Below are 25,205 nucleotides of genomic sequence, written 5' to 3'. Positions count from 1 at the left end.
CAGGTTCAACAGTGGCTGCTGACAGCTATTTCACGAAACTGCGTCCGTCGGCGGCGAACAGATGGCATTGATCGGCCATCAGGTCTACCGCGATTTTTTCATGCAGGCGGACCGTGGAATTACCTGCGACCTTGATCACCAGCGGCAGCGCCAAGCCGATGTTCAGGTGGATATAGGTTTCGCTGCCGAGCCGCTCGATCACCTCGATTTCGCCCTCGATTGCACCATTTTTGGAGAGCGTCACGTGCTCCGGCCGGATGCCAAGGGTGACGGCCTCGCCTTGCCCGGGCAGGCCGGCGCGCGGCGGCTGGACTTTCACCTGACGCTGGTTCGCCAGCAGGATGGCGGAAGCGTCCGCCGTCGTCTGTGCTTCGATGAAGTTCATCTTGGGCGAGCCGATGAAGCCGGCGACAAAGCGGTTGGCCGGCTGCGCGTAGAGTTCCAGCGGCGAACCGACCTGCTGGACGATGCCGCCATCCAGCACGACAATCTTGTCGGCCAGCGTCATGGCTTCTACCTGGTCATGCGTCACGTAGATCATCGTGGTACCCAGCTGCTCATGCAGGCGCGCCAGCTCGATCCGCATCCTGGCCCGCAGTTCCGCATCCAGGTTGGACAGCGGCTCATCGAACAGGAAGACTTTCGGGTCACGCGCAATGGCACGGCCGATCGCAACCCGCTGGCGCTGCCCGCCTGACAGCGCTTTCGGCTTGCGGCCAAGCAGGTGCTCGAGCTGGAGTATCGTTGCCACCTCCAGCACCCGTTGCGTAATCTCGGCCTTCGACTTGCCCGCCAGGCGCAGCCCGAAACCCATGTTTTCTGCCACAGTCATGTGCGGGTACAGCGCATACGACTGGAACACCATCGCCAGTCCGCGTTTGGCTGGCGCTATATCGTTGGCGAGCTGGCCATCGATCCATAGCTCGCCGCTGGAAATCGATTCGAGGCCGGCGATCATTCTCAGCAAGGTGGATTTGCCGCAGCCGGAGGGGCCGACAAACACGCAGAATTCGCCCTCCTGGATATCCAGCTCAATGCCTTTCAGCACCTCGACGTGTTCATATGTTTTCCGTATGTCTTTCAATACTACCGAAACCATCTTTTTCTCCACGGTTGCTTTATATTTAGCGCCTCGCCGGTCGGCGAGATGTCCCAGTTGCAGCTATTTCACGCCGCCCATGGTCATGCCGCCGATCATTCGTTCCGACAAGAACAGATACAGGACGACGGTGGGAACCGTCACGATGGTGACGCCGGCGAACAGCGCGGCCCAATCGCCGCCGGAGTACTGCATGGAATTGATGAGCGAATAGAGCCCGAGCGACAAAGTCCTGTTTTCCGGACTGTTGATCAATACCAGCGACAACTGGTATTCGTTCCATAGCCAGACGAAATTCAGCAAGGCCACCGTCGCCACGCCGGGCATGGCCAGCGGCAGCATCACATGCCAGAAAACCTGCCAGTCGCGGCAACCGTCCAGGATCGCCGCGTCTTCCAGTTCATGCGGCAGCGAGGAAAAGAAACTGGTCAGCACAAACACGGTAAACGGGATCGACAAGGCAATATAGACAAGGATCAGGCCGCTCAGCGTATCGGCCAGGTGGATGTAGGACAGGGTTACGAACAGCGGCACGAACAGCAAGGGCACGGGAATTCCCATGCCGACGATGAAAAAATTCGTAATCCCCTCACGCCCGCGGAAGCGCGCCCGCGACAAGACGTATGCCGCCGGCGTTGCGACGATGAGCAAGATGAGCACAGACAGGCACACCACCACGATGCTGTTGGAAAAGTAGGCGCCGAACTGGTTGGTGGTCCAGACCTTGACGAAATTGTCGATGCTCCACGCTTCCGGCAGGCGCCATGGAAACTTGAAGAGGTCGCGGTTTTTCTTGAAAGACGCCAGCACCACCCAGCCAAAGAAAAACACAGTGAACAGGCTGGACAAGGTGAGCAGCAAGTAAGAGACGGCTTGCATGGCGTTGAATCTGCCCGCAAGACGCGAGATTCTCGACCGCGCGGTCTCGGCCGCGCCGCCGGGTTGGGATATAGGCGCCATGTCAATACTCCAGCCGTTCGTGCCGCATCAGGCGGCGGCATGCCAGCGTGATGGCAGTGGTGACCAGCAGCATCACGACGCCGATCGCGGTGGCGTAGCCCAGCGCGTAGATCGGTTGGCGCTGGCCGAAGCCCTGTACATACAGGTAGATCGCCATGGTGTACAAGTTGCTGTCGATATTGGGGCCGCCAAATGCGTAGGGGAACTCCATCGTTTTCAACGCCTGGATCAGCCACAGTACATAGGTAATCGCCAGCACATCCCAGATCATCGGCAAAGTGATGTGCAGGAAGGCCTGGACATGGCCGGCGCCGTCCAGCCGCGCGGCCTCATAGATATCGGCAGGGATCTTGTCTGCCCCCGCCATGATCAGGATCATGAAGAATCCTGAAGAGAGCCAGACCAGCCCCAGCAGCATCGACCAGAACACGTTTTCCGGCGCAGTCCAGGCGATGCCGGCCAGCGTGTCGAGCTGAAGATGCTTCAACAGGCTGAACAGCAAGCCGTAACGCGGCATGAACAGGAAAGACCAGAAACTGGTGATGGCGACGACAGCGACAATATTGGGCATGAAAATCGCCGCGCGAAACAGCTTGCGCCAGCGGATGCCGGAATTGATCATCATGGTGTAGCCGAATGCCAGCAGGAACACCGCGATGCCTCCGACCACCATGATCAGCAGCGTATTGACGCCCGCCTTCCAGAACACCTCGTCGCTCAGCAGCTTGGCGTAATTCCCCAGGCCGACGAAGCGCCTGGCGTCGCTGAAGCCGGAGGTATCAAAGAAACTTAGCACGATGGCCTGGATTGCCGGAGCGATCACCAGCCCTATATAGAAAACCAGCGCAGGCAACAGGAATGATCCAATCATCCGCTTGCGCATCATTTGGCGGCGCTCCGCTGGTTTTGTGCAATCGGCTGCCCGGCCGCATGGGCGTTCCAGTACTCCCTGGTCTTGGCCTGCAGCGTCTTGACGAAACTTTCCGGCGTGATCTGGCCGAGGAACATCTGGTTGTGCAGCGGTTCAAAGATGGTGGCGTAGAAATCCGGCAGTTTCGTCTGCATGCCGCCGACCAGCGGCGTCAGCGCGGTCGCCTTGCTGGCCTGGAGATAAGCTGAGGCCAGCGCTCCCGGCCATTTGACGCCCTGCCTTGTCACGCCGACGTTGCCGGCTTCCGCGATGGTTTTTTGTGAAGCTTCGCTCAGCACGAATTTCAGGAAATCGATGGCCTGGGTAGTGTTTTTTGAATTTTTCAGCACCACGAAGCTCAGCAGCGCCGCCTGCAGATCGGTAGATTTGCCGGCGCCGCCTTTGACCGTCGGGAAAGGAAAACTACCCCACGCGAAATCCTTGCCGGCGGAATCCGCCAGTTCGGTCGGCAGCCAGGAGCCGACCAGCTCTGCGACAGTCTCGCCCATGGCGATGGTTTGCTGTCCTTGGGGATATTGAAAGCCGCGCGCATCGGCGCTGATGCACTTCTTGTCCCATAGTTCGCGCTCCATGCCGGCTGCGGCAAGCACCGCCGGATCGGCCCAGGCTGCCCCGGACTTGTCGTCGAGGATTTTGGAAATGGCGCCGGATCCCTGCAGTCTTTCCAGCAGATAGGAAAAATACAGGGCGTTATACGAAGCGACGTTGCTTTCGATCGCCAGGCCGTCGAGCTTCTTTGCCTGCGCCTTTTGGCACATCAGCAGCAAGTCCTCCCATGACTGCGGCACGGCTGCGCCGATTTGCGTCAAGGCCTCTTTGTTGTACCAGAAATTGACGGTGTTATAAATGTAGGGAGCCTGGTAAAACTTGCCGTCCTTGGCAAACAGCTCGGCCGTCCCCGGCATCAGGATAGTCCGCAGCGGCGCGGCGTCGCCCGGGGCCTTGCCGTCAAACAAGGCATTCAGCGGGAAAGCCTGGCCTTCCCTCACCAGGCCCGCGGCAATCTGGTCGGCATCCTGGTCGACCAGGTCGATCTGCGAACCTGCGGCAATCGCGCCGCGCACCTTGGTCTGGTTCTGGCGGCCATTCCACACCACCTGGAAGGTCACTCCCGGATTAGCTTTTTCATAACGACCGATAATCGTCTTCAGCGCTTTCGCTTGCGGCTCGGCCTCGTTCCACATCGACCAGTACACCAGCCTGGTCGCGGCAAATGCGGGTTGCGCCGCCAGGCATACCAGCAATGCGCCCACGGCCCGTGCAGCCATTCTTCGATTCAGCATCAACATCGGTTTGTCTCCCCCTGGATTGCACTCGCCTGGGGATATCCCATGCCGTAAGCGCATCGTTATGAAAATACTGCATCCCTGCAGAGGCGCTGGAAACTACCCTTCCTGCCGCCCAGTGCCCGCAAGGCCTTAACCAGCCAAATACCGACTACATATTTGAATATCAAATAACTCAGAACGTTTACAACATACTCGACAGAATCGTAAATTATTTACATAAATAGTCAAATTAAAATTTGTAACCGACCAAAATATTGGTAATTCATCGATATTACGACACTTTTTGCGCCATTTATATTTTTGTTGACCGCTTTAAAGTAAATAATTTACACTCAAAATCATTCAAAAATCAACCATGCCGCGTTGTTTCAAGAGAGAATCAAGTAGCCTTGCCGAGGCCGCGCAAGCCCGCCTGGATCAAGATGACGACCTACGAGAGGTAAGCCAATGATTGTTGTGCACGAAAAGACCATCCTGATTACCGGTGCCGCCGGCGGCATCGGCCAGGCGCTTTGCCAGCTCTTTGGCGCTGAAGGCAACCGCATCATCGCGCTTGACCATAATCGGGAAGCGGTAGAAACGCTGTGTGCAGCGCTACGCGCAAGCGGCATCTCCGCTGCCAGCGTAGTGGCCGACATTACCGTCATGGCCTGCATCGCGGATGCGCTGGCGCCGGCCATCCGCGAGCTCGGCCCTGTCGACATCCTGATCAACAATGCCGGCGGCCTGACCGGCCTGCCGAACGGCGAATCTCTCAGCCTCGGCAAGATGACGCCCGAAGTCTGGAGCAAAGACGTCGCGCTGAACCTGAATGGCGCCTTCCATTGTGTGGAAGCGGTGCGCCAAGGCATGATCGCGCAGGGCGGCGGCGTCATCGTCAATATCGGCTCGGTCAATTCGTTGTTGACCTTCGGCTGTCCGGCTTACAGCGCGGCCAAGGCCGGCCTGGCCAGCTATACGCGCGCGCTTGCCACCGAGTTCGGGCAATACAACATCCGCGCCAACACCATCCTGCCCGGCACCGTCCGCACCGAAGCCTGGGAAACCATGGAAAAAAACAACCCGCGCGTATTTGAACAGCTGTTGAAGTGGTATCCGCTGCGCCGCATCTGCACCCCTGCAGACGTCGCCCAGGCCGCCTACTTCCTGGCATCCGATGCGGCCCAGGCCATCACCGGCGCCGAGCTGGCGCTGGACGCCGGGCTGACCGCCGGCAACGGCGTCATGGCGGCGGAGATCACCTCCGCTGCATTCTGAACACCTCATCCGCCAATGGCAATCGCGCGCCTTGGTCAACCTCGGCAATGACGTCGTTTCCGCTATCCGGACCATTTAAACCATGACATTTTCCGACACCTCATCCGACCTGTTCAACCTGATCCGCTCGCGCCTGCCGGAACTGGCGGATGCCCAGCAGCGGGTGGCTACCACCATCCTCAACGATCCCGAATGGGCCATGCAGGCGCATGTGTCGGAGATCGCGCGGCGCTCTGAAGTGAGCGATCCGACCATCGTGCGCTTCTGCCAGGCGCTGGGCTTCCGCGGCCTGCGCGACTTCAAGCTGCGCATTGCGCAGCAAGTCGCGCTGGGCAGTTCGGCGCTGCACCGCACCGTCACGGCAGACGATTCAGCGGCAGAACTGATCGGCAAAGTCTTGCATAGTTCGGCTGACATCCTGCTCGATGTCGAGCGCCAGCTGTCCCCTGCCCTGGTCGAACAGGCCATCGCAACGCTGGCGAATGCGACAAGGGTGGATTGCTACGGCGCCGGCACTACCTCTGGCTATATAGCATCTGATACGCAAGGCCGGCTGTTCCGGCTAGGACTGAATGCCCATGCCTATACCGACGCCAACATGCAACTGTTTTCGGCAGCAACGCTCGGCGCCGGCGATGTGGTGATCGCTGTGTCGCATTTCGGACGCATGCCTTCCTTGCTGGAAGCGGTCGCGGTCGCGCGCGAACAAGGTGCTACGGTGATCGCCATCACCCAGCCCGACACACTGCTGGCAAACGCCTGCGACCTGGCGCTGACATTTTCCCTGCCGCCGTCGGTCAATGTGTATGTCGGCAGCGATTCTTGCGTCGCCCACCTGTCGATTCTCGACGTACTCATCGTCGGTGTGGCGTTTCGCCGCGGGGCTGCCGGTGTCGGCCAGCTCAAGCGGCTGCAAGACATCCTTTCCCCGCACGGGCTGGAGGTTTTCCCGCCGCGCAAGACCCAGAAAAAAACATCACCATGAATACACCGACCTCCGTCAACGCCAGCCAGCACCTGCTGATCAAGGGCGGCAGCATCATCGACGGCAGCGGCAAGCCACGCTATCAGGCCGATATCAGGGTACAGGGAGACCGCATTGCTGAAATCGGCGTGAACCTGCCAAGCGACGGTGCCACCGTCTACCAGGCAAGCGGCCAGGCCGTCTCGCCCGGTTTCATCGACGCCCACACACACGACGACCAGGCGCTGTTGTCGGCGCCCGAGATGCTGCCGAAGATCAGCCAGGGCGTGACCACAGTTGTCATCGGCAACTGCGGCATCAGCCTGGCGCCGCTGGTCCATGCCAATGTGCCATCGCCGCTGAACCTGCTGGGCGGCACCGACAAGCACGTCTATCCGACCATGCGCGCCTATGTCGCAGCGCTCAAAAAGGCTGCCCCCGCCGTCAATGTCGCCGCGCTGGTCGGGCATTCGACACTGCGGGTCGCGGCCATGGCGAATCCCTACGGCGAGACCAGCGGCGCGGAACTGCTGGCCATGTGCGCCCTGCTGGAAGAAGCCATGGCAGCCGGCGCCACAGGCTTCAGCACCGGCCTTTACTATCCGACCAATTCAGCGGCAACCATCGATGAAGTGGTCATCCTGGCGACGATTGCCGCCAAGGCCGGCGGCATTTATGCGACCCACATGCGCAGCGAGTTCGAAGATATCCTGGACGCCATGGAGGAAGCATTCGTCACCGGACGCCGGGCGGATATTCCTGTCATCTTGTCGCATCACAAATGCGCCGGCCATGCCAACTGGGGCCGCACCGTCGAGACGCTGGCAAAAATCGACGACGCCCGGCGCGGGCAGCAAGTGGCCCTGGATGCCTACCCCTATATCGCCGGCTCGACCGTCCTCGACAGCAATTACGTCGACGGCATCACCGACATCATGGTGACCTGGTCGGAACCGCATCCTGAGATGACCGGGCGCTATCTGGGGGCGATTGCGGCTGAATGGCGCTGTACCCAGAAGCAAGCCTGCGACCAGCTGCAGCCGGGCGGCGGGTGTTATTTCCAGATGTGCGAAGAAGACGTCCAGCGCGTGCTCGCCTATCCGCATACGATGATCGGCTCCGATGGCTTGCCGCACGATCAGCATCCCCATCCGCGCCTGTGGGGCACGTTCCCGCGCGTGCTGGGCCACTATGCGCGCGACCTGAAGCTGTTTTCGCTGGAAGAAGCGGTACGGCGCATGACCGGCCTGCCGGCCGCCGAGTTCCGCCTGCGCGACCGCGGGCTTATCGCACCAGGGAAATTCGCCGATCTCGTGATATACGATCCGGCCCGCATCCAGGACAGGGCGACCTTCGAAGCGCCGCTGCAGACAGCGGACGGCATCGCGCTGGTGATGGTGAATGGACAGCTATCCTATGAGGCAAGCACAGGCGTCGCCGCGCAGCGCGCCGGCCGCTTCCTAAGCCGCGACGGCTGCGCTGATTGAGTACACCAGGCCAGGCCTTTTCCGGCTTCAGGGATAGTCTTGTGCGAGAAAGTCGCGCCGATTTTCTCCAGCGCCCTGCACGAGCGATGAGTCGGCACCTGATCGGACAGGAGTAGCCGCTTCCCTTCCCATTCCTTACCGCGTTTGGTAGGCGACACTTCCTTTTCGTAGCGGCGGAATGCGTCTTCACAGGTCTTTCCTTTTACGAGACCGCTTGCCTTGTCCGTGCGCAGTTCAGTGTCGCGCATTGCCGCCCACGCTGTCGCTTGGGCCTTGGTGGCGAACGTACCTGAATCTCGCTGCCCCTGGATCTCGAGGGAAGTCCAGCCATCATGCAAATTTCACAGCGAAATGTAACAATCAACATTGAATAGTCAATAAAATATCTACGATGTAAATTTGGTTGTCGATGATTGCAAAAATCGCATGATTTTTGGGGTTACTGAAATGCATAATTCATCGGGTACACTTGCCGATATAGATCCTGTCTCCGCCGGGTTCGATATAGACCGGGATGGTTTTGTTTCTTACAAGAACTCACTGCTTTTTTTGCCACCCAAGGAGCGCGGGGCTTTCCGTTTATTGTTAAACGCTTGGCCGAAAGTCGTTTCCAAGGAAGTCTTTTCAAAAGATGTCTGGGCTGGGCGTATGTCAGATGAAAGTCTGGCCCGATGCATCACGCAGCTGCGCCGAGCTCTCTCCAGTCTTGGCGTCGTGGAGATTGACGCCCTTTATGGCCAAGGTTATCGTCTGGCGGTCTTGTCGGATAAGGTACGGCGATTGGCAGCTGTGCCGGCGATGGTCAATTCCCGCAAATCTGATGCGGCAAAACCCCATGCCGCGTTAATTGAGGCTTGCATTCACGCCCGACAATTACTTGAACCTCGTTCGCTGGATGCCTTTTCCCAAGCTGAATCAATACTCAAAAATGTCATCGCCAAGGCCCCCGACTATATGGTGGCCAAGCTGTTGTTGGCACAATACATAGCCGAGAGGGCATTTTTCGATGGGAATATACAGCGTTCACAAATCGATGATGCTCTTGATCAATTAAAAATCGTTCAAGATGCCGAGCCATATTTGCAAGGCCTGCAATCACAGAGAGGTTACCTTCTTGATTGCAAGTGGCATTTCGATGAGGCAAGGGTTGCGCACCAACAAGCGTTGCAAATGTTTCCCGACGATGATGTCGTCTATTATCGTTATGGTTGGCATCTAATATATACCGCATCGTCCGCGGCCGTCGACGCTATGCGCTCTGCCGCTCAACTCAATCCATTCTCGCCGAATATCGCCATTGGACTAGTACGTGCCTGCGCTTGCGCAAACATGGATCCAGCCGAAGTACTCGCGCAAGCACGAAGCGCATATTTATCCCATCCAGATAGTCCTTCGGCTTATGTGGCCCTACTCTACACGCTAGCCTGGGTGGATCCGCAACCGGAAATCGCTCATGCCGCACGTCATTTCGTACAAAAAAATCGCTATGCGCACTCCCTCACCTCCAGGGCCGTAGCATACATACTGGCGCGTTGCGGTGATCATGCAGGGGCGCTAGAAGTCATTGAAAAACATAGCAGTGCCCATGGGATACATCTGGCGGCATTAATTGCCATGGGAATGCTTGACGAGGCGATGATAAAAGTGAAGGCTGCTGCTGAAACCGGATTTGGCGTCTTGCCTTTTTCACTCAACGTTCCAGAATGTACGGCGTTGAAACAACATCCTGACTATCCTTGGGTGCATGAGAAAGTATTTTCCCGAATGCCCAAAAAATAAATTTAGCGGCAAGCCGAATATGACGTTTCTCGTGATGCAATTAATACTGATCTAAAGTTCTGAATCCTCCAGGCGTTTCATCAATCAAGAAAACTAGGGCCTGTTAACATTTAATTTGGGAATGCGAACGCGCGGCAGGTGTTGCGTGCCTAGGTGCGGCGACGCGACGTAGCGATGCTACCGCAAGAAGCCGCAACAGCGGCATGCGATGCCTGCAGCCGTTCCCGGAGGGTGCAAGGATCAGGTTCCTATGAAACTTCGGCGGCTGTCGTGCAGTTTGATTTATTCAATGTATTTTCCAGTTGTCCACTCTCACTGTTGACAGGTTGAGATGCATGTCCAATGCATGCTACCGTCGCTCACCGTCGACGATTTCAACGCAGTCACTTGAGGCTTCAACGGTATCCGCAGATCGACAACGGCTCTGGAAACACTGGTCGCCGCTCTGCGGTTTTGTTGTTTCAGCTGCACATCAATTTTTGGTCTTTTTGGCGCACCCTCGTTGCTATTCCCACTCACAACTGAAAAAGGAATTCACATGACCAGCCCACTTACACTGATGATGCCCGTCATCCCGGGAACCAGCCTGATGACGATTGCCGCCGCCCTGGAAGGCAATAGTAAAAAAATCGACGATGCCCTCAACGGCATCGGTACCGTCCACTTTGCCCGCTTTCTGCTGCTGGATCGCTCTCAAGCCAATCTGCAGCCCACCAGTGCGCCCTCCAACTCCTTGCTGATCGGCGTCGTCACCGAGTACGACGGCAATTTCAATGCCTATATCAGCGATTTCGTCGCCCAACTGGGTCCCGTGTTCGATCAACTGCTGTCACTTGTCGTCGGCGGCGCCGCGCTGATCCCGGTCGCCAATAATGTCGCCGCATTCCAGGCTTTCATTACCGCCAACGATGCTTCGCAACACGCGCCAAATGTCTCGCTGTATTCCGCTTATCCGCAAACCGTGCAACAGATCCTCGCCGCCTTCTGATTTTTGCCATTTTCATACTGCTCGCATGAGAGATGAGATCCGGCCTGACGGCCGTTCTCATGCGTCACCCAACCTGACTTCAACGCCGGGAGCGATAGCATGGCCGATCCTGTAATCGATTACGACGACGTACAAGGCACCATCCTGCGCGGCTATCGCGTCGATCTGGCGCGCCATTTCGTCCTGTCCATCACCAATCCGCAGGCCGCAGGGAAATTGATAGGCGCGCTGGTGGACGGCAGCGGCGGCCTGCCAAAAATCACCACGGCCAGACACATCCAGCCCAAGCCGCCGTGCTTTCTCAACATCAGCTTCACCTGCCCGGGTCTGGCCAAACTCGGCCTCAACGCCGAGCAACTCGCCACATTTGATGCGTCCTTCCAGCTTGGCGCGACCAGTTCGGTCAGCGCACAGGCAGTCGGCGACGTCGGCTCCAGTGCGCCGCAAAATTGGATAAGCGGATTGCAGGACGGCGCCAAGGTGCACATACTGTTGAGCTTGTGGGTGACGGAATCCGCGTCGGTATTGGAATCGGTATCGGTCACGTTGCGCGCCGCATTTAAAGGCTGCATGGCTGAGCTGTACGCGCAGGATGCGCATGCCCTGCCAGACAACAAAGTCCATTTCGGCTATCGCGACAGCATTGCCCAGCCGACCGTGATTGGCGCTCCGGCGACCAAGCGCGAGGCGCCAGACGATCAGCCGGCGGTCAAGACCGGAGAATTTCTGCTTGGCTACCAGAACGAACTGGGAGGCGTCTACAAGGTATCGCCGCCCGAGTTGTCAATCAACAGCAGCTACGCGGCGTTTCGCATCCTGGAGCAGGACGTCGCCGGGTTCGATGCCATGCTCGCCGAGCATGCCGAGGAAACCGGACTTGACACGGAAATGCTGGCTGCCAAGATATGCGGGCGCTGGCGTAACGGCAACCCTCTGGAGCTGACGCCAGACGCGCCGGGCGAACTCCTGCCGCCATCGAAATTGAACAATTTCAACTACGTCACCGGCGTAGCGCCGAGCGATGACACCCTGGGCCTGATTTGCCCGATAGGTTCGCATATCCGCCGCAACAACCCGCGCAACGGCGCAGTGAACGGAACCGACAGCACCCACCATCGGATTGTACGGCGCGCCATGCCCTACGGGCCGTCTTACGATCCACTGCAACCCGTCGACGCGCAGCGCGGCCTGACCGGCTACTTTATCAACGCCAGCATCCACAACCAGTTCGAATTTCTCACCAGCGAATGGAATCTGACACACCTGTTCGTGAAAGCGGCCACCGGGCCAGGCGGCTCAAATGACGGCAACGCGGTCTATAACATCAGCGGCGAGGACGTGTTCCTGGGCGTAAATGATCCCGCGAACAGTTCGTTCACCCTGGCCGAGGTAGGCCCGCGCGGTTCCAACAACAAATTGATGAAAAACTTTCCCCGCACGATTACCACGCGCGGCGGCGTCTACTGCTTCTTCCCCAGCATCACCGGCCTGCGTTATTTGGCGCAGTTGCCTTCCACAAGGTAAGCATGTGGGCGATGGTTTGTGTTTTCCGCCAACAAAGGCGTCGATAAGGGGAGAGATGTAAATAGATAATGAAAGACGGTATAAAACAAAAAAACCGCATCAGCACTAGGGCCTGTTAACAATTAATTCGGGAGATGCGTTCAAGCCAAAAGTGTGCTGGCAAGGCGCGTGACGTAGCTGGGGCTGAAGCCCCAGCAAGCCATGCAACGCGGCCAGCACACTTTTTGTGCTTGAACCCTCCGGGAACGGCTGCAGGCATCGCACGTCGTTGTTGCGGCTTCTTGCCGTAGCACCGCTACCTCGCGTCGCCGCGCCTAGGCACGCAACGTCTGCCGCGCGTTCGCATTCCCAAATTAATTGTTAACAGGCTCTAGATAAGCAAATGAATAACTACAAGTACAACTCAGTCGATTACGCCACAGGTGTCCTGCGAGAAATCTATCGTAGCGAGGCAGTTGCGCCGACGGACTTTGGCACCGGCAATCTGTGGCGAGCAAAGAAGGACAGGTCTTGGCCACAAGTTGAAGTGGAGGTACTCGAATCACGCTGACCTTGGACGTAGAGCTGAACACGCCAAACGTTCCCATATTTTTAAATGATGCCATTTCGCAATATTTTCGAAAATGGTAACAGCAAAACGCGGGATATTACGGGTTTTCGTGGGGATAGCGAAAGGGGAAGAATCGCCGAAAAGCCTTTAAATACGTGGCTTACGGCTGACTATTGGAGATTTCGAAAAAGGGACTTGGTCCCGCCAACAGGAATCGGACCTGTATCTAGCGCTTAGGAGGCACTCGTTCTATCCATTGAACTATGGCGAGATTGGATATATTTCCATTGATATTTTAGCTATTCCTCCTATGAAGCACTCATTCGATATAATCGTGTATCAGACTGTCAGTGATACAAAGTGATATAGAGAGTGATACATGGCAAGCATAGTAAAAATCGGCGTTTCTTGGCGTGCGCTTATACGTCGCAAAGGTCATAAAGGATTGTGCAAGACATTCCAGACCAAAGCCCAAGCCGAAGCATGGGCACGACAACGCGAAGCCGAGATCGACCGCGGCGAAATTGTAGCAGAGCCTGGGGTACTTCGTGTTAATGAAGTGATACAAGCGTATCGAGAGCTCCGGGATCAGTCCCGCCCTATCGCGGACACCGCCAACGAACATTACATGCTGCGACGCCTGGCAGATGGCCTGGGCGACAAGCGCGCAGGAGCGCTTTCCACCCAGGATCTGGTTTCATATTGCCAAATGAGAAAGGAAGAAGGTGCAGGCCCATACACGATCAATATGGAACTAAGCAAACTTGGCACTGTGATGCGCTATGCCGGGTCGTTCCTCAAAATAGCACTCCCTGACGTCACTGGCCAGGCTCGCCCCCTTCTCAACCACCTGGGGCTAATTGGTGGTGGCGGCAAGCGGGAACGCCGACCAACGGAGGATGAAATAATTGGCCTACTGGATCAACTTAAGCAGCCATACAGCGACCTCGTCAGATTTGCGATCGCTACCGCAATGCGGCGGGGCGAAATTGTCAAATTGTGCTGGACAGATCTGGACTCAGAAAAGAAGTTGATCTTGGTGCGTGATAGGAAAGATCCGCGCAAGAAACAAGGAAATGATCAATGGGTGCCGCTTCTTGGCGATGCATGGAATATTGTGCAACGGCAGTCACGGGATAACGACCGTATATTCCCTGTGCACGAACAGACCGTATCCAAATATTTCAAGGAAGCTTGCGAAGATCTCGGCATTCCAGATCTGCATTTCCATGACCTGCGGCATGAAGGCACGTCGCGACTGTTTGAAGAAGGCTACGAAATACAACAGGTATCGCTGGTAACAGGCCATAAAGACTGGCGTCATCTACGGCGGTACACCAATCTCAAGCCAGTGGATCTCCACCGAGAAAAGAAGGTCCCCGAATAAACGGCTTCCCTCAGAATTCTTCATCCGAAAAAAAGCCGCGAAGAAAATATCGCGGCTTTTTCGTTCTTCATCCGGCTAAATTCCGAGCACTCGTCCAAGTGCTCGGCAACATCCCGGTAATCGGCCCAGCGCTTGCCGCCGTCTATATAGGTTTTTACTGGGCACGTTCCGGCGCTCAACTGGTTATAAAGCGCTCCTTTCGTTATACCCAAAAGCCCCGCCAATTGTTCGACATTTAGCCGCAGGCCAAACCGCTCAACGATAAATGCTTGAGTAATTAGACTCATGCTTGATTCCCTTGCTTGTCGTTTTGAAATACCCAGCACATCATTGATTTACTCCCCAAGGGGTTGTCTCGGGCACGGATCTGGCTATTGACCACCCGCACCTCCATGAACTTGCGCCGGCGGCTGGTGCGCAGCACCTTCTTGAGATCACCGATCACCGGGATCTGCTGGCGGCGCTCGGCGGCAATCTGCACAAAGTGGTTCAGGTTGACCGCGATCAGCTGGGACGACTACAAACTGTTTGCCAGCCGCCCTTCGGCGACCGGCCGGTCTGGATCGGCTACGACCCGTCACTGACCAGCGACAGCGCCGGCTGCGTGGTGATTGCGCCGCCCCTGGTCGCCGGCGGCAAATTCCGCATTCTGGAACGCTTCCAGTGGCGCGGCATCGACTTCGAGGCACAGGCCAAGGCCATCAAGGAGATGACGGCCCGCTACAACGTCGCCTATATCGGCATCGACACCACCGGCATGGGCGTCGGTGTGTATCCGCTAGTCAAGCAGTTCTTTCCGCTGGTGACGGCGATCAATTATTCGGCGGAAGTCAAAACCCGCATGGTGCTGAAGGCGCAAAACATCGTCAACAAGGCGCGGCTGGAGTTCGACGCCGGCTGGACCGACATTGCGCAGTCCTTCATGACCATCCGCAAAACCCTGACTACCAGCGGGCGGCAGGTGACCTATGATGCCGGCCGCACCGATGAAACCGGCCACGCCGACCTGGCGTGGGCCTGCATGCATGCCCTCGATCACGAACCATTCGAGGGCGCCAACGAGAACACCCAATCCTTTATGGAGTTGTACACATCATGACCAGAAAGCAGCAACGGCGCGCCGTGCAACGTGCCGCGACATACACGGCGCCGGCAGAACCTGTACCGGCGCCAAGCGCCGGCAGCGGCATGCAGGCATTTACCTTTGGCGAACCGACGCCGGTACTCGATCAGAGCGAGGTGCTTGATTGCTTCGAGTGCTGGCTCAATGGCAAGTGGTACGAGCCGCCGATCAGCCTGGCAGGTCTCTCGAAATCGTTTCACGCCAGCGTCCATCACAGCAGCGCCATTTATTTCAAGATCAACATCCTGGCCTCGACCTTCATTCCGCACAAATTTCTGTCCCGGGACGCCTTTAAACGCTTTGCGCTGGATTTCCTGACCTTCGGCAACGGCTATCTGGAAAAGCGCGCCAGCCGCAGCGGCCTGCCCCTGCAGCTGAAACACTCCCTGGCGAAGTACATGCGGCGCGGCAAGGATCTGGACACCTACTATTTTGTGTCGGGATGGCAGCAGGAATATGCCTTCGACAAGGGATCCGTTTTCCATTTGATGGACCCGGATCTGAACCAGGAGGTCTACGGCGTGCCGCAATATTTAAGCGCACTGCAGTCGGCCTGGCTGAACGAGGCCGCCACCCTGTTCCGGCGCAGGTATTACAAGAACGGCTCCCACGCCGGCTTCGTGTTCTACATGACCGACGCCGCGGCCAATATCAAGGATGTCGACAACCTGCGTGAAGCCATGCGCAACAGCAAGGGACCGGGCAATTTCCGCAATCTGTTCATGTACGCGCCGAACGGCCATAAGGACGGGATCCAGATCCTGCCGGTGTCGGATGTCGCCGCTAAGGATGAGTTTTTTAATATCAAGAGCGTCACCCGCGACGACGTGCTGGCCGGCCACCGCGTACCGCCCCAGCTGATGGGAATCATGCCAAACAATGCAGGTGGCTTCGGCGCGATTGAACCTGCGGCCCGGGTATTTGCCCGCAACGAGCTGGTGCCGCTGCAGTCACAGTTCATGGCGCTCAACGATTGGCTAGGCGTCGAGGTAGTGAAATTTAATGAATACGAATTACTGACAGGAGAGGGAAACAAGCAATGAGCGACATCGCAGACCGTGCCATCTGGCGCATTGAGAAAGACGTGCATAACGCCATGGCACATGTCAGAAGGCAGCCTATGCTGGAAAGTGACGGCCGTTGCCATTTTTGTGATGAAGCCATCGCGCACGCGCTGCTATTTTGCAATGTGGGTTGCCGCGATGACTATCAGAAAGAGCAGGCTGCGCTAAGGCGTGCCGGACGTTGATTTCGTCACTTCGCTAGCTTTCCTCTTTGCTTCAAGGCGAGAGGACAACTTCCGCGCACACCTTACTCGCCAAAACATCTGCCAGGAAAGCCAAGAAAATATCAAGAGAAACGCACCAATCGCTCCCATGCCCCAACGCTGTTGAGACAGCAAGGAATTGAATGCTTTTTCTTGATCTTGTTTTGGTGCTTTAAGTACGTCGCATGCTAATTTCACATCCTCCTTAGACCATTTCGAGAGTTTGATAATCTTCGTCTCGTTGGCATCACAATCGTCTAGGTTGAACCGAACCTTATTGGAAATCGGCTCTATCACGGCGTCCGCATGATAATAAAACCAACGCTGACCGCCCTCATTAAATTGCAATAAAACTTTGCCAGCGCAGGCGAGCACAATAGCAAAAAGGGCCGTATAGCCAAGAACCGCAAATAAAATTGCTCTCCAAGCCGTTCCCCATTCAGACGGCAATATTTTCTTGTCGATAGTCAGAGTTTTCGGGTCAAAATAGTGATCGCATGCCGATATTTCCCCTATCTCAACATCTTGCTGATCAGCCCATACCGTTACGCTTTTAACAATTGGCAAGGTACGCAAAGGCATGCCTGTCAAAAACCTGAATCGCATAAGCGAATCTCTTCTTTCAAAAAAATCATTCAATTCTTTATCAAGAAATTGACGTTTTCCATGCAGTAGTAACCAAAGCCGCGCATACAAAAAATGACTCGATCTGGCTCGATAACAGGCAAAAATCAGCAGCGCTATAGGTAAAAGACATGAAATCACTACGGTGCCTGATAGTCCCAACTGACTAAATAACCCTGTAATCCAAGTAAATACACCTTGAAACTCCATTACCTAACCCTCCGGTTGCTTTTCATTTGTTTTGAAATGTGGATTGCCGCGATAACTATCAGAAAGAACAGGCCGCATTACGGCGTGCTGGACGATAGCAGCGCTAATCCGTTCTGCTCCCGGTGATTGTTGCGGACCTGCCCTCAGGATCGACAACAACATGCAAGCGATGACTTTGCATTTCACACACTGTCATCGCGTCATCCGTCATGATGGTCAGTCTGCCGCCACCATCGAAATGCAACGTTCTAATCGTTAGATCACCAGCTCACCACTGCTCATCACCGACAATGACGGCAGTATCAGAAAAAATAAGCTCACAGCCCGCCGTCATAGTCACTTCCTGCACGCCGTCCGGAGTCGTCTCCAGGCTAAATCCGTCTGCAGCTTCTAGCAGCACCCCAGCAGGACCGTGACTCACCAGATAACCTGTAGTTGTTTGATACAAATTTGTCTCACCGTTCTCAGGAGGCAGCGCAGGGTCCAGATCGTTCAAAAACAACTTCTTGCTAAATTCAGTCATGCGGTGAAACCTTAGATAGAAGAAATGAGCGTCGCCCCGCAGGCGGTCAGATCGTCGTGATAGGCAAGCCACTTACCGGCATGCCGCTTTCCGCTACCAGTGGGCAAAATCTCAAAATCACCTTTGCACTGCGGACAATGCGTCATGCAGGTTTCACCAGCCACCGGAATACCCAGAGCCTTGGAACCGTCCAGGGCGGTGATGACAACGCCGCCGTGGCTGGTTTTATCGCCCAGCCTGATGACGCCGTGATTTTGCGAATTTTTCATGCTTTCCCTGGTTACGCGTAGTTCTGCTTCGGCGCATTTGCCATTGCGTTGAGTCGCGTATCGCTACCGCGATACACGCCCCGATAACGTAAATAACCCTCACCTTCAACGATGCCACGCATCAGTTCGCCACCCAATTTTTCGATGAATGCGGCATAGGAATCGTGCACATAAGCGTCATAGAACCCGCCGACAGCTGGAGGTAAATCCTTTTTGACGATTATTCGATAGATCTCATTGGCGTGTCGGTTATAGCCGGCACGCGCGCCTTTCTCTTCCGCGCTTGGAAACACACGTGGAATTAACTCAATCTGTTTAGCAAACACCTCTTGCCCTCGCTTATAGTATGTCAAGCCGTGAGCATCAACGGTACTCGCATATTTCACACTAGTGAGTTGTTGAAAGTAATTTGCCTTATTCACCTGGTAGCGCCAGGTCAGATACAACAAACCATGCTGACGCAATTGCGCATCAACTGTGAGATCGTTTCCGATGCCGCAACTAGCAAAATAACTTTCGACAGAAGAACGAACTTGCGGATCTAGAGCAAACTGCGCAATCAATGGATTCTGGTCATCTTTACCCTGCGGGGTTACCTCCAGCCAAGCTTGACCGAGGGAATGAAATTCACAGGTCTTTCTAGCAGCCAGATACATATCGTTGAGTGGCAGTTGCGCGAGCTTCTTACTATCGTCCGCGGTCGGCGTCACAGTTCCAGAACCGCCTGCCGCGTAATTGATTTGCACGGCCTTGCCTTGACATCCTGGCGGATATCCACCACCAACATCACTATGCGCGCCCGGGTAATAATGCTCATGACAATTGGGAGGTAAGGTATTGTCACGGCAAATGCTATCCGACGGGAACACAGTGCGGAATTCATGTAGCGCCACATAATGGACACAGTTCTTAACAGCTGGATGGATCTGCAAATTCTCCGGCGTAGCCCAACTCCAATGACCCTCGCCGTTGTTGGCATTAGTTATCCCAACCGATGCAACTGTATCCATCAGCCCCAGCATACGAACGAAAGAGGGAATACCGAACAACTTGCCGTCGATCAGAAAATACTCGTGCAACCAATTGGTAAAAACCCGCGCCTGTGCAGAGCCCCTAGAAAATCCAAATATATCTATATAGACGCCAGCTACACGGGGCAAGGTTTCTGGCGTCTTGAGCTGCCGACTGAGCTTGTTAGCACATTCTTTTAAAAATGTACTTCTGTTTTTTTCGTGATCCACCAGACCAGATTGCAGGCCCAATGCCTCGAGTATTTCATCTTCTTTCGGTGTACTCGGACGTGGCCACTCATTAGGATCTTCTGGCTTCACCCACCGGTCGGTACAAAGAACTTGCATTTGCTTATCATCGAACATCGTTCTATTGTGATTCACAAAACGATGGACCGAATTCAATACCTGCAACAATCCCCATATGATGCGCGGCTCCCCTCCCTTGCCTGCCGCAGACTCGCGAGGATCCCCACCAGATGTACCGAATTTTCCAGGTGATGGTGTGCCGACACCCTCAATGTAATGCGCGAAAAAACCTTCTGCCCATTCATCTTTATAGGCGCCAAACAATCGAGCGACATTGCTCTGGGAAAGAGACGGTGCGTCACGCTCCATATTGTTATCGGTGCCGTCAAAAAAAATACCGATGTTTAAATTAAAATCGCAATGTGATCCACATTCAAGTGGCAAGGCCGGCGGACAAGTTACCTGAGCTGGCTCCAGACAAGATTTTGCATTGGTCATTTTTATTTTCCCTGCACAGGTGCTGGCGCTTCGTCAGCAAGTGGAACATAGTCAGGAGCTGGTGCGACCGGATATGCAGGCCCAGGATAGTTAGGACTTCCGGTCCCTTCACGGGCGTACCACACTTCAACACGATGCCCGGGCATAAAGTGAACTTTCAAGCCATCACCGTCTCCTGGGGGAACCGCAAAATGGACAGGAACGGTAGCCTCATGCCAGCGCTCTTCCTTGAATGTGGTGCGATAGGTTTTCCATCTCACGGTTACCGTCATCGACGGCTTACCCGATGTCCATGGGATGTTCATGCAGCATGATTCACCACTACTTCCCCAGCCTGAATATTGATGTCCGCTCATTCTGCCATTTACGTAAAACTCAGAAATGCCAATTCCTTTTCCATAGTGGGCCACCGCAGATATCGATACTGGAATTTGGCCTTCAGGCGCCAATCCATCGGACCCAGCACTAGCACAAGCGCTCAACTGCAAGGCTAGCAGTGCTGGTAACAGCCAGCGGAATAAAACGGATCTAAGATTACTTTTCTTCACTATGCATTCCTTGAGTTAAGAATTCACAACATCTTGCGGCGTCGCACGTGTCAGAAACGATACCCAGTCCCGCTTCTGCAATGCCCGACCGTTTGAACTAAATATTTTCTTTGCGAACTGCAACAACACTTCGCGGTTTCTTGAACCGCTTTGCCGCCATGTGCTCACGCAGTTTTGAGCCAAATTCCAATCATCATATAGATGATTTTTTGTCTCCCGCGGGCCGTTCTTGATCAGGTCAAGTAGCATATCTGGTTCGGCTGCATCGATCAGGACCTCCAACTGCTCACTACTCAACTTAAATTGCTTGTTCTCGGGCACCAGGCTTTCCCGGCCATCCGGAAGCGCCAGAACGACCTCCTCACCACGCCGATCAAGAAACACCCACCGACCTACCAGGCTAGTCATTTCGCCCCACTGCTGCGGCGTTAGAACCCTTGGCAAATACGCCAATATCCGTGTGTCCGCAAAACGGAAACCGAGTAACAGAAAATTTTCATCATAGAAGCAAGTGAAGCGTTGCAGATGCTTCGCCAGGGCGATGAGGTCGGAGCCGCTTTGGAGCGCGGAACAATGCAGCTTTCCAGGGAAGGCCTTCATCATCTCAGCAACAGCGGATTGCGCTGCAGCGCCTGCAGCATCGAGCAAAGCCATATCGATCAGTATGGGACCAGCCAGCCGGCGCTCCTCTCCTGGCATCAGACATGCGTACCAGCTCGCGGCTGTATCAACAAAGACAGAATGTGCGCACAGCGTCTCGTATACCAGCGCCCCGTCGATCAAGAAATAATCTCGCATCATGTTTACAGCCTTGTGACAGGGCTAGCCTGTTTAGCCGCTTTCAACATGCACGGAATACATTCGCTGGTGGGGAATGTTGGCATGTCGACAGATTTGCTTTGCGGCCCGAACGTGTCATGGTTGGCCGCATGATGCTCAACAACGCCTGGCGTGAACCAGCGGTGACCGTCTGGTGTGATGGTGTACTCGGAGCCGCCCACGTTGAAGCTAACGCCCTTTTTAGCTTTGAATCTCAGCCAATCCTCGGTGCTAATCATCTCGATGACTTTTTGCGCGATGATATCGATGTTGTTGTGCTGGGATTCGATGCGAATTTTGCCGGTAGCCGTCGCCAGTACCAGATCCAGTTTATGGACGAAGATGTAGCACTTTTCCAGAATGCTGGCGAACAGCGATTTGCCGGTCGCAATCGATAGATGTTCACCGGCCGTCAATGCAATGTGTTCGCCGCTGGCGACGTGCGTGCTGGCTACTGCAGTCGTAGCGATGCCAGCAGCACTGGCAACGACCAGGTGCGGCTCAGACAGCTCCGGGAAGCCATTGCCCCCAGACGTGCCTTTAATTGCGTCATTTTGTGCTTTTAAGACCTTGCTAACATCGCTTTGATCCTGCCCCTTGTCTTGCACGCCTTGCTGCTGGGCGAGGTCTGCCACGGTTTCCTGCGTATCGCGTGCCTTTGTCAAGCGCTGGACCGTTTCAGACATGTCCTTTGCGTGGCCTTTCGCCCCCGGCCTGGCCTCCGTGGTGAGCAACATGCCCATGCCAGATCTCACCACTCCGTGCGCGTCAGTACGTAAATCGAACCCTTCACCCCGTTCGTCCTTACGCCCTGCATTGTCTTCGATGCGCGTAATGTAGCCGAGAGAAAGCGTCGAATTTTGGTGATCGCTCCTTACCTGCGTTTGTATCTTACCGTTGGAGTCGTCAAAAACCACATGCCCACTACGCCCCCCTGGCGAGTTGCCACCATTCGGCGCCAGTTCCCGGCTGCGCATGCCACTCAGCGCCTGTTGTGTCGGCAATGCCCAGGCCGGCATGTTGACCTGGTTGACCACTGATCCAGTAATGATCGGACGGTCGCAATTGCCGTCGAGTTTCTGCACAATCACGGACTGACCAATGCGCGGTATGGCGACGAAGCCTTGTTGCGCGCCCGACCAGCCGCTTGCAACGCGAATCCAGGCAGAACAATTTTCGTCATTTTTCCCGACCCGGTCCCAATGGAACATCACCTTCACGCGTCCATATTGATCCACATGCAGGTTTTCATTTTTCGGGCCAACGACCGTGGCGGTCTGAATACTGAAGTCTTTGGTGTCTTGGCTGTTGTAGCCGCGGCCTGGCCGCCATGGAGTTTTTTTGCGAATGCACACCAAGGTGTTGCTATAGTCGGCAATCACGTCTGCGTCTTGTAGATAGTTATTGGTCGCATGATGCGTCACGCTGACGATCAAGAATTCGTGATCCTGTTCATCGCCACTGCCCGACTGATTTTCCGAAAAATGGCCTGTCAGACGGAACCAGCGTCCTGGCATGGCAAAACGATTATTGCCACTGCCCTCGAAGTATTTGCCAGGGACCTCGATTTCCTCCATGCGTATCTTGCTGATGCGCTCACCATCCTGCTGATCGACAAAGCCATAGGCGCCGGCGTATTCGTAGGATTCCACCGGCGGCACCGTGTCCTGCTTGTTGACGGTGGGAGTGCTGGCTTCTTTCGTGCGCGGGTCCTTGAAATCGTAGCCAGTCAGCGTGGCAGTCGACGCGATGAATTGCCGAACCGGCGACCAATTGCCGATAGCGTCTTCTTCAATCGCGCCGGCATGGCGTTGAAATGGAATTTCTGGCCGGCCGTCAATCGGCGCGGCATCGGTGGATCGGTCTGACAGCACCAGCTGGTGACCCTTGTCGCTGTGTTCGTACCAATAGTGCCAGCCCAAGTATTCCCAGCGACGGTGCAGATAGTTATGCTGCGACTCGTTGCAAAGAAACGCATCGGTCATCACCGGGTCGGTGTCGCGCAACTTGGAATCCCATACGGCGAGAGCCCCATAGCCTGAAAATATCTGCTCCGCCTGATCGTGCAGCGATTTATTGTGGAAAATGTAGTTATCTTTGCGCGCCGTCAGGAAATGGAGCCACGGCCCCAGCGTCGCTTCATAGAAGGCGATGCTGCCATCTGTACGTTTGAGCCGCACCGTATGGATGTAGCCCGTGAAGCAGCGCATTGTCCCGTCACCGCGTACTAACTCCACACACAGCAATTTCCCGTGCAGTTCCTTGAGGGGTATCAGCGCGTCGTCTGACAGCAATTCGATCTTATAAGAAAAGTCCCGGCTTAAACCTTCGACCGCTTCAAGCTTATTAATTAGCAGCTCAGCCCGCGGACCGTCGTTGTTGACGAAGGATACCCGCAAGATACGTTTGTTTTGTCTGCCATCAATCAGGCTCTGCAGTGTTCGAATTGCATTGGCCATGCATGCTTCCTGTAATGTGTAACGTTTCGTCGTGAAGTGAGTGGCATGGCTTTGCCATGCCCATACTGGGGCGCTGCTTGTCTGTTGCCGAGGGAACAGTTGCCTAGCGTTCAATCCTACATCTATAGCTCATGAGCAACTGCAAACGATTGTGTCAACATTGATATTCAACAACATTGCCTCATAGATAATATATTACCATTGTTTTGAGGCCCGACGCGCAGTCATCCCTCTGCCACGCCTGCCCGCTAAATTGGATGGTTTTGACTCAAATTTTTGGAAGTGACGCACATAGGGGGAACCTTCCGTCTGAGGACCATAGTGCGCCGAAAAAAAGCGACGCAAAATGACGCACCTGGAATGGGAGGAAATGAGATTTTGTATGCTCGAAAGCACACGCCCCTAAATTTATTGTCGCGGCGACTAAGCAGTAGGTTTTATGACAGGCTCGGAATCAGTCTTTTTTTGGATTGTAATTTTTCCCAAATATCATCAGCTACTTTTGCGTTTTCTTCTATTTGTTCATAGGACGCCATATCACTGTCGATTTCGTCGCGCGTGCTACATTCGACCAACAACAATGTAATATCGGTAATGCCACGTCTGCAAATTACAGACGTTAGGCTAATCATTTTCTGTATTTTTTCCCTGACCTCTGGACTACGCTTAATGCTTAAAGCGTCAGCCATCGCTTTGGCTCCTTGCAATGCTTCTGAGATTTCTGAGAACCTCAGCACCACCCCATGATCAGGTAATTCAAAAAGAGGAATTGAACTCAGCAGCATCTTTGCTTCTTTCAAGCGCTCTGCCTGCATCCACCACGCTATATTTTCTTCATGGACCTTGCTGGCGCAGTCGTCGACAATTTGACCAATTGCCGTGAATATCGCCATAAGCGTATTCAAACGCACTCGACGTTCTATACGTTTCGCTTCAAGCGCGAGGCGAGCTTGCTGTCTGTGCTGATACTGGACAACCCCAACTGCCGCAAGAATTGCACCGATAGAACCTATCGCTTGCACCCATGCAGCCCAATCAGATTTACTTAAGTTATATCGAATTCCGACAGCTATTCCCACAGTTAGCAATATTAAAATAAAAGCAAATGCTAAAAAACCAAGTGAAAGGAGCCGTTTGTTCATTGGTAGGGATTGGAGTCAAATATTCAATTAATACAACGAAAGATACCATTGCCTCAGAAGGCACATACAAAACGGTCCAGCTTCAAACTCTGTTTCAATGAGTACCGAGTATGCAACCAGGCAGGAAGATATTGGGCGCAATAGAAAGTGATTTTTGGTGTGCCCTCGGGGAAAGCATAACCTTTATAACCTAGCGATTTTATGCTCAGCAAGTCATTGATTTATATAGACTTAGGTGGTTATGGTTGA

At 54.9% G+C, this 25,205-nt stretch carries 23 protein-coding genes, 1 tRNA gene and 1 pseudogene; 10 read left to right on the top strand and 15 right to left on the bottom strand.

Annotation, left to right across the window (positions count from 1 at the left end; all coding sequences use genetic code 11):
• Positions 1–25: 25 nt before the first annotated feature.
• From KHU30_RS18435 to KHU30_RS18420, 4 genes are all read right to left on the bottom strand, one after another.
• The gene (locus tag KHU30_RS18435; protein ID WP_211444077.1) at positions 26–1,099 is read right to left on the bottom strand and encodes an ABC transporter ATP-binding protein; all 1,074 of its coding nucleotides are present in this window, start codon (positions 1,097–1,099) and stop codon (positions 26–28) included.
• 63 nt (positions 1,100–1,162) lie between these two features.
• Positions 1,163–2,059 carry a carbohydrate ABC transporter permease gene (locus KHU30_RS18430; RefSeq protein ID WP_211444076.1) on the bottom strand — a complete coding sequence of 299 codons (897 nt, stop codon included), beginning with the start codon at positions 2,057–2,059 and terminating at the stop codon, positions 1,163–1,165.
• 1 nt (position 2,060) lies between these two features.
• Positions 2,061–2,930, bottom strand: a complete 870-nt coding sequence (locus KHU30_RS18425; RefSeq protein ID WP_211444075.1) for a carbohydrate ABC transporter permease — start codon at positions 2,928–2,930, stop codon at positions 2,061–2,063.
• A gap of 11 nt (positions 2,931–2,941) precedes the next feature.
• Positions 2,942–4,258 (bottom strand): ABC transporter substrate-binding protein, encoded by a 1,317-nt coding sequence (locus KHU30_RS18420; protein ID WP_211444074.1) that lies wholly within the window; start codon positions 4,256–4,258, stop codon positions 2,942–2,944.
• Between the two features lie 468 nt (positions 4,259–4,726).
• On the opposite strand from KHU30_RS18420, the gene KHU30_RS18415 reads away from it, so the two are divergent.
• The 6 genes from KHU30_RS18415 to KHU30_RS18390 all read left to right on the top strand — a co-directional run bounded on the left by KHU30_RS18415 (position 4,727) and on the right by KHU30_RS18390 (position 12,278).
• On the top strand, positions 4,727–5,536 hold the full coding sequence (locus KHU30_RS18415) for an SDR family oxidoreductase (RefSeq protein WP_211444073.1): 810 nt from the start codon (positions 4,727–4,729) through the stop codon (positions 5,534–5,536).
• 82 nt (positions 5,537–5,618) lie between these two features.
• Positions 5,619–6,521: a MurR/RpiR family transcriptional regulator gene (locus tag KHU30_RS18410; protein ID WP_211444072.1), complete on the top strand. Its 903-nt coding sequence runs from the start codon at positions 5,619–5,621 to the stop codon at positions 6,519–6,521.
• Positions 6,518–7,987 (top strand): N-acyl-D-amino-acid deacylase family protein, encoded by a 1,470-nt coding sequence (locus KHU30_RS18405; RefSeq protein ID WP_230427453.1) that lies wholly within the window; start codon positions 6,518–6,520, stop codon positions 7,985–7,987. Before KHU30_RS18410 ends, KHU30_RS18405 begins: the two co-directional genes overlap by 4 nt.
• A 399-nt stretch (positions 7,988–8,386) precedes the next feature.
• Entirely contained in the window at positions 8,387–9,766 is a 1,380-nt protein-coding gene (locus tag KHU30_RS18400) for a winged helix-turn-helix domain-containing protein (RefSeq protein ID WP_211444071.1), read from the top strand.
• 538 nt (positions 9,767–10,304) lie between these two features.
• Positions 10,305–10,754 (top strand): hypothetical protein, encoded by a 450-nt coding sequence (locus KHU30_RS18395; protein WP_211444070.1) that lies wholly within the window; start codon positions 10,305–10,307, stop codon positions 10,752–10,754.
• A gap of 99 nt (positions 10,755–10,853) precedes the next feature.
• Positions 10,854–12,278: a Dyp-type peroxidase gene (locus KHU30_RS18390; RefSeq protein ID WP_211444069.1), complete on the top strand. Its 1,425-nt coding sequence runs from the start codon at positions 10,854–10,856 to the stop codon at positions 12,276–12,278.
• 746 nt (positions 12,279–13,024) lie between these two features.
• Here KHU30_RS18390 and KHU30_RS18385 read toward each other — a convergent pair.
• A tRNA-Arg gene (locus KHU30_RS18385) sits at positions 13,025–13,099 on the bottom strand.
• Between the two features lie 108 nt (positions 13,100–13,207).
• Here KHU30_RS18385 and KHU30_RS18380 point away from each other — a divergent pair.
• Positions 13,208–14,215, top strand: coding sequence for a site-specific integrase (locus KHU30_RS18380; protein ID WP_211444068.1), 1,008 nt, complete (start codon positions 13,208–13,210; stop codon positions 14,213–14,215).
• Between the two features lie 20 nt (positions 14,216–14,235).
• Here KHU30_RS18380 and KHU30_RS18375 read toward each other — a convergent pair whose 3' ends face one another.
• A complete protein-coding gene (locus KHU30_RS18375; protein ID WP_211444067.1) occupies positions 14,236–14,502 on the bottom strand; it encodes a hypothetical protein in 267 nt (88 codons plus the stop codon).
• Positions 14,499–14,696 (bottom strand): hypothetical protein, encoded by a 198-nt coding sequence (locus tag KHU30_RS18370; protein WP_211444066.1) that lies wholly within the window; start codon positions 14,694–14,696, stop codon positions 14,499–14,501. Before KHU30_RS18370 ends, KHU30_RS18375 begins: the two co-directional genes overlap by 4 nt.
• Before the next feature lie 28 nt (positions 14,697–14,724).
• Between KHU30_RS18370 and KHU30_RS18365 the strand changes: the two are divergent.
• From KHU30_RS18365 to KHU30_RS18355, 3 genes and pseudogenes are all read left to right on the top strand, one after another.
• Positions 14,725–15,314: pseudogene (locus KHU30_RS18365) on the top strand (phage terminase large subunit family protein); the annotation flags it as partial.
• Positions 15,311–16,381, top strand: coding sequence for a phage portal protein (locus tag KHU30_RS18360; protein ID WP_211444065.1), 1,071 nt, complete (start codon positions 15,311–15,313; stop codon positions 16,379–16,381). The pseudogene KHU30_RS18365 and the gene KHU30_RS18360, both read left to right, overlap by 4 nt.
• Positions 16,378–16,587 (top strand): hypothetical protein, encoded by a 210-nt coding sequence (locus tag KHU30_RS18355; protein WP_211444064.1) that lies wholly within the window; start codon positions 16,378–16,380, stop codon positions 16,585–16,587. The genes KHU30_RS18360 and KHU30_RS18355 overlap by 4 nt, the downstream gene beginning before the upstream one ends.
• On the opposite strand, the gene KHU30_RS18350 is transcribed toward KHU30_RS18355, so the two are convergent.
• From KHU30_RS18350 to KHU30_RS18315, 8 genes are all read right to left on the bottom strand, one after another.
• Positions 16,567–17,439 carry a DUF6216 family protein gene (locus KHU30_RS18350; RefSeq protein WP_211444063.1) on the bottom strand — a complete coding sequence of 291 codons (873 nt, stop codon included), beginning with the start codon at positions 17,437–17,439 and terminating at the stop codon, positions 16,567–16,569. The genes KHU30_RS18355 and KHU30_RS18350 overlap by 21 nt on opposite strands.
• Before the next feature lie 268 nt (positions 17,440–17,707).
• Entirely contained in the window at positions 17,708–17,962 is a 255-nt protein-coding gene (locus KHU30_RS18345; protein WP_211444062.1) for a hypothetical protein, read from the bottom strand.
• An 11-nt stretch (positions 17,963–17,973) separates the two neighbouring features.
• Positions 17,974–18,231, bottom strand: coding sequence for a PAAR domain-containing protein (locus KHU30_RS18340; RefSeq protein ID WP_062112478.1), 258 nt, complete (start codon positions 18,229–18,231; stop codon positions 17,974–17,976).
• Positions 18,232–18,242: 11 nt separating this feature from the next.
• Entirely contained in the window at positions 18,243–19,988 is a 1,746-nt protein-coding gene (locus KHU30_RS18335; RefSeq protein WP_211444061.1) for a T6SS phospholipase effector Tle1-like catalytic domain-containing protein, read from the bottom strand.
• 2 nt (positions 19,989–19,990) lie between these two features.
• Complete coding sequence (locus KHU30_RS25245) at positions 19,991–20,536, bottom strand: DUF3304 domain-containing protein (protein ID WP_211444060.1); 546 nt, start codon at positions 20,534–20,536, stop codon at positions 19,991–19,993.
• Positions 20,537–20,551: 15 nt separating this feature from the next.
• Positions 20,552–21,337, bottom strand: a complete 786-nt coding sequence (locus KHU30_RS18325; protein WP_211444059.1) for a DUF4123 domain-containing protein — start codon at positions 21,335–21,337, stop codon at positions 20,552–20,554.
• A gap of 2 nt (positions 21,338–21,339) precedes the next feature.
• Complete coding sequence (locus KHU30_RS18320) at positions 21,340–23,814, bottom strand: type VI secretion system Vgr family protein (protein WP_211444058.1); 2,475 nt, start codon at positions 23,812–23,814, stop codon at positions 21,340–21,342.
• 437 nt (positions 23,815–24,251) lie between these two features.
• Positions 24,252–24,956, bottom strand: coding sequence for a hypothetical protein (locus tag KHU30_RS18315; protein ID WP_211444057.1), 705 nt, complete (start codon positions 24,954–24,956; stop codon positions 24,252–24,254).
• Between the last annotated feature and the right edge of the window lie 249 nt (positions 24,957–25,205).

Origin of the sequence: Collimonas humicola (assembly GCF_018304945.1) — a bacterium.
GTDB classification, from domain to species: Bacteria; Pseudomonadota; Gammaproteobacteria; order Burkholderiales; family Burkholderiaceae_D; genus Collimonas; species Collimonas humicola.
The sequence above is the reverse complement of the archived record's forward strand: the minus strand, read 5'-3'. Positions and strand labels throughout refer to the sequence as shown.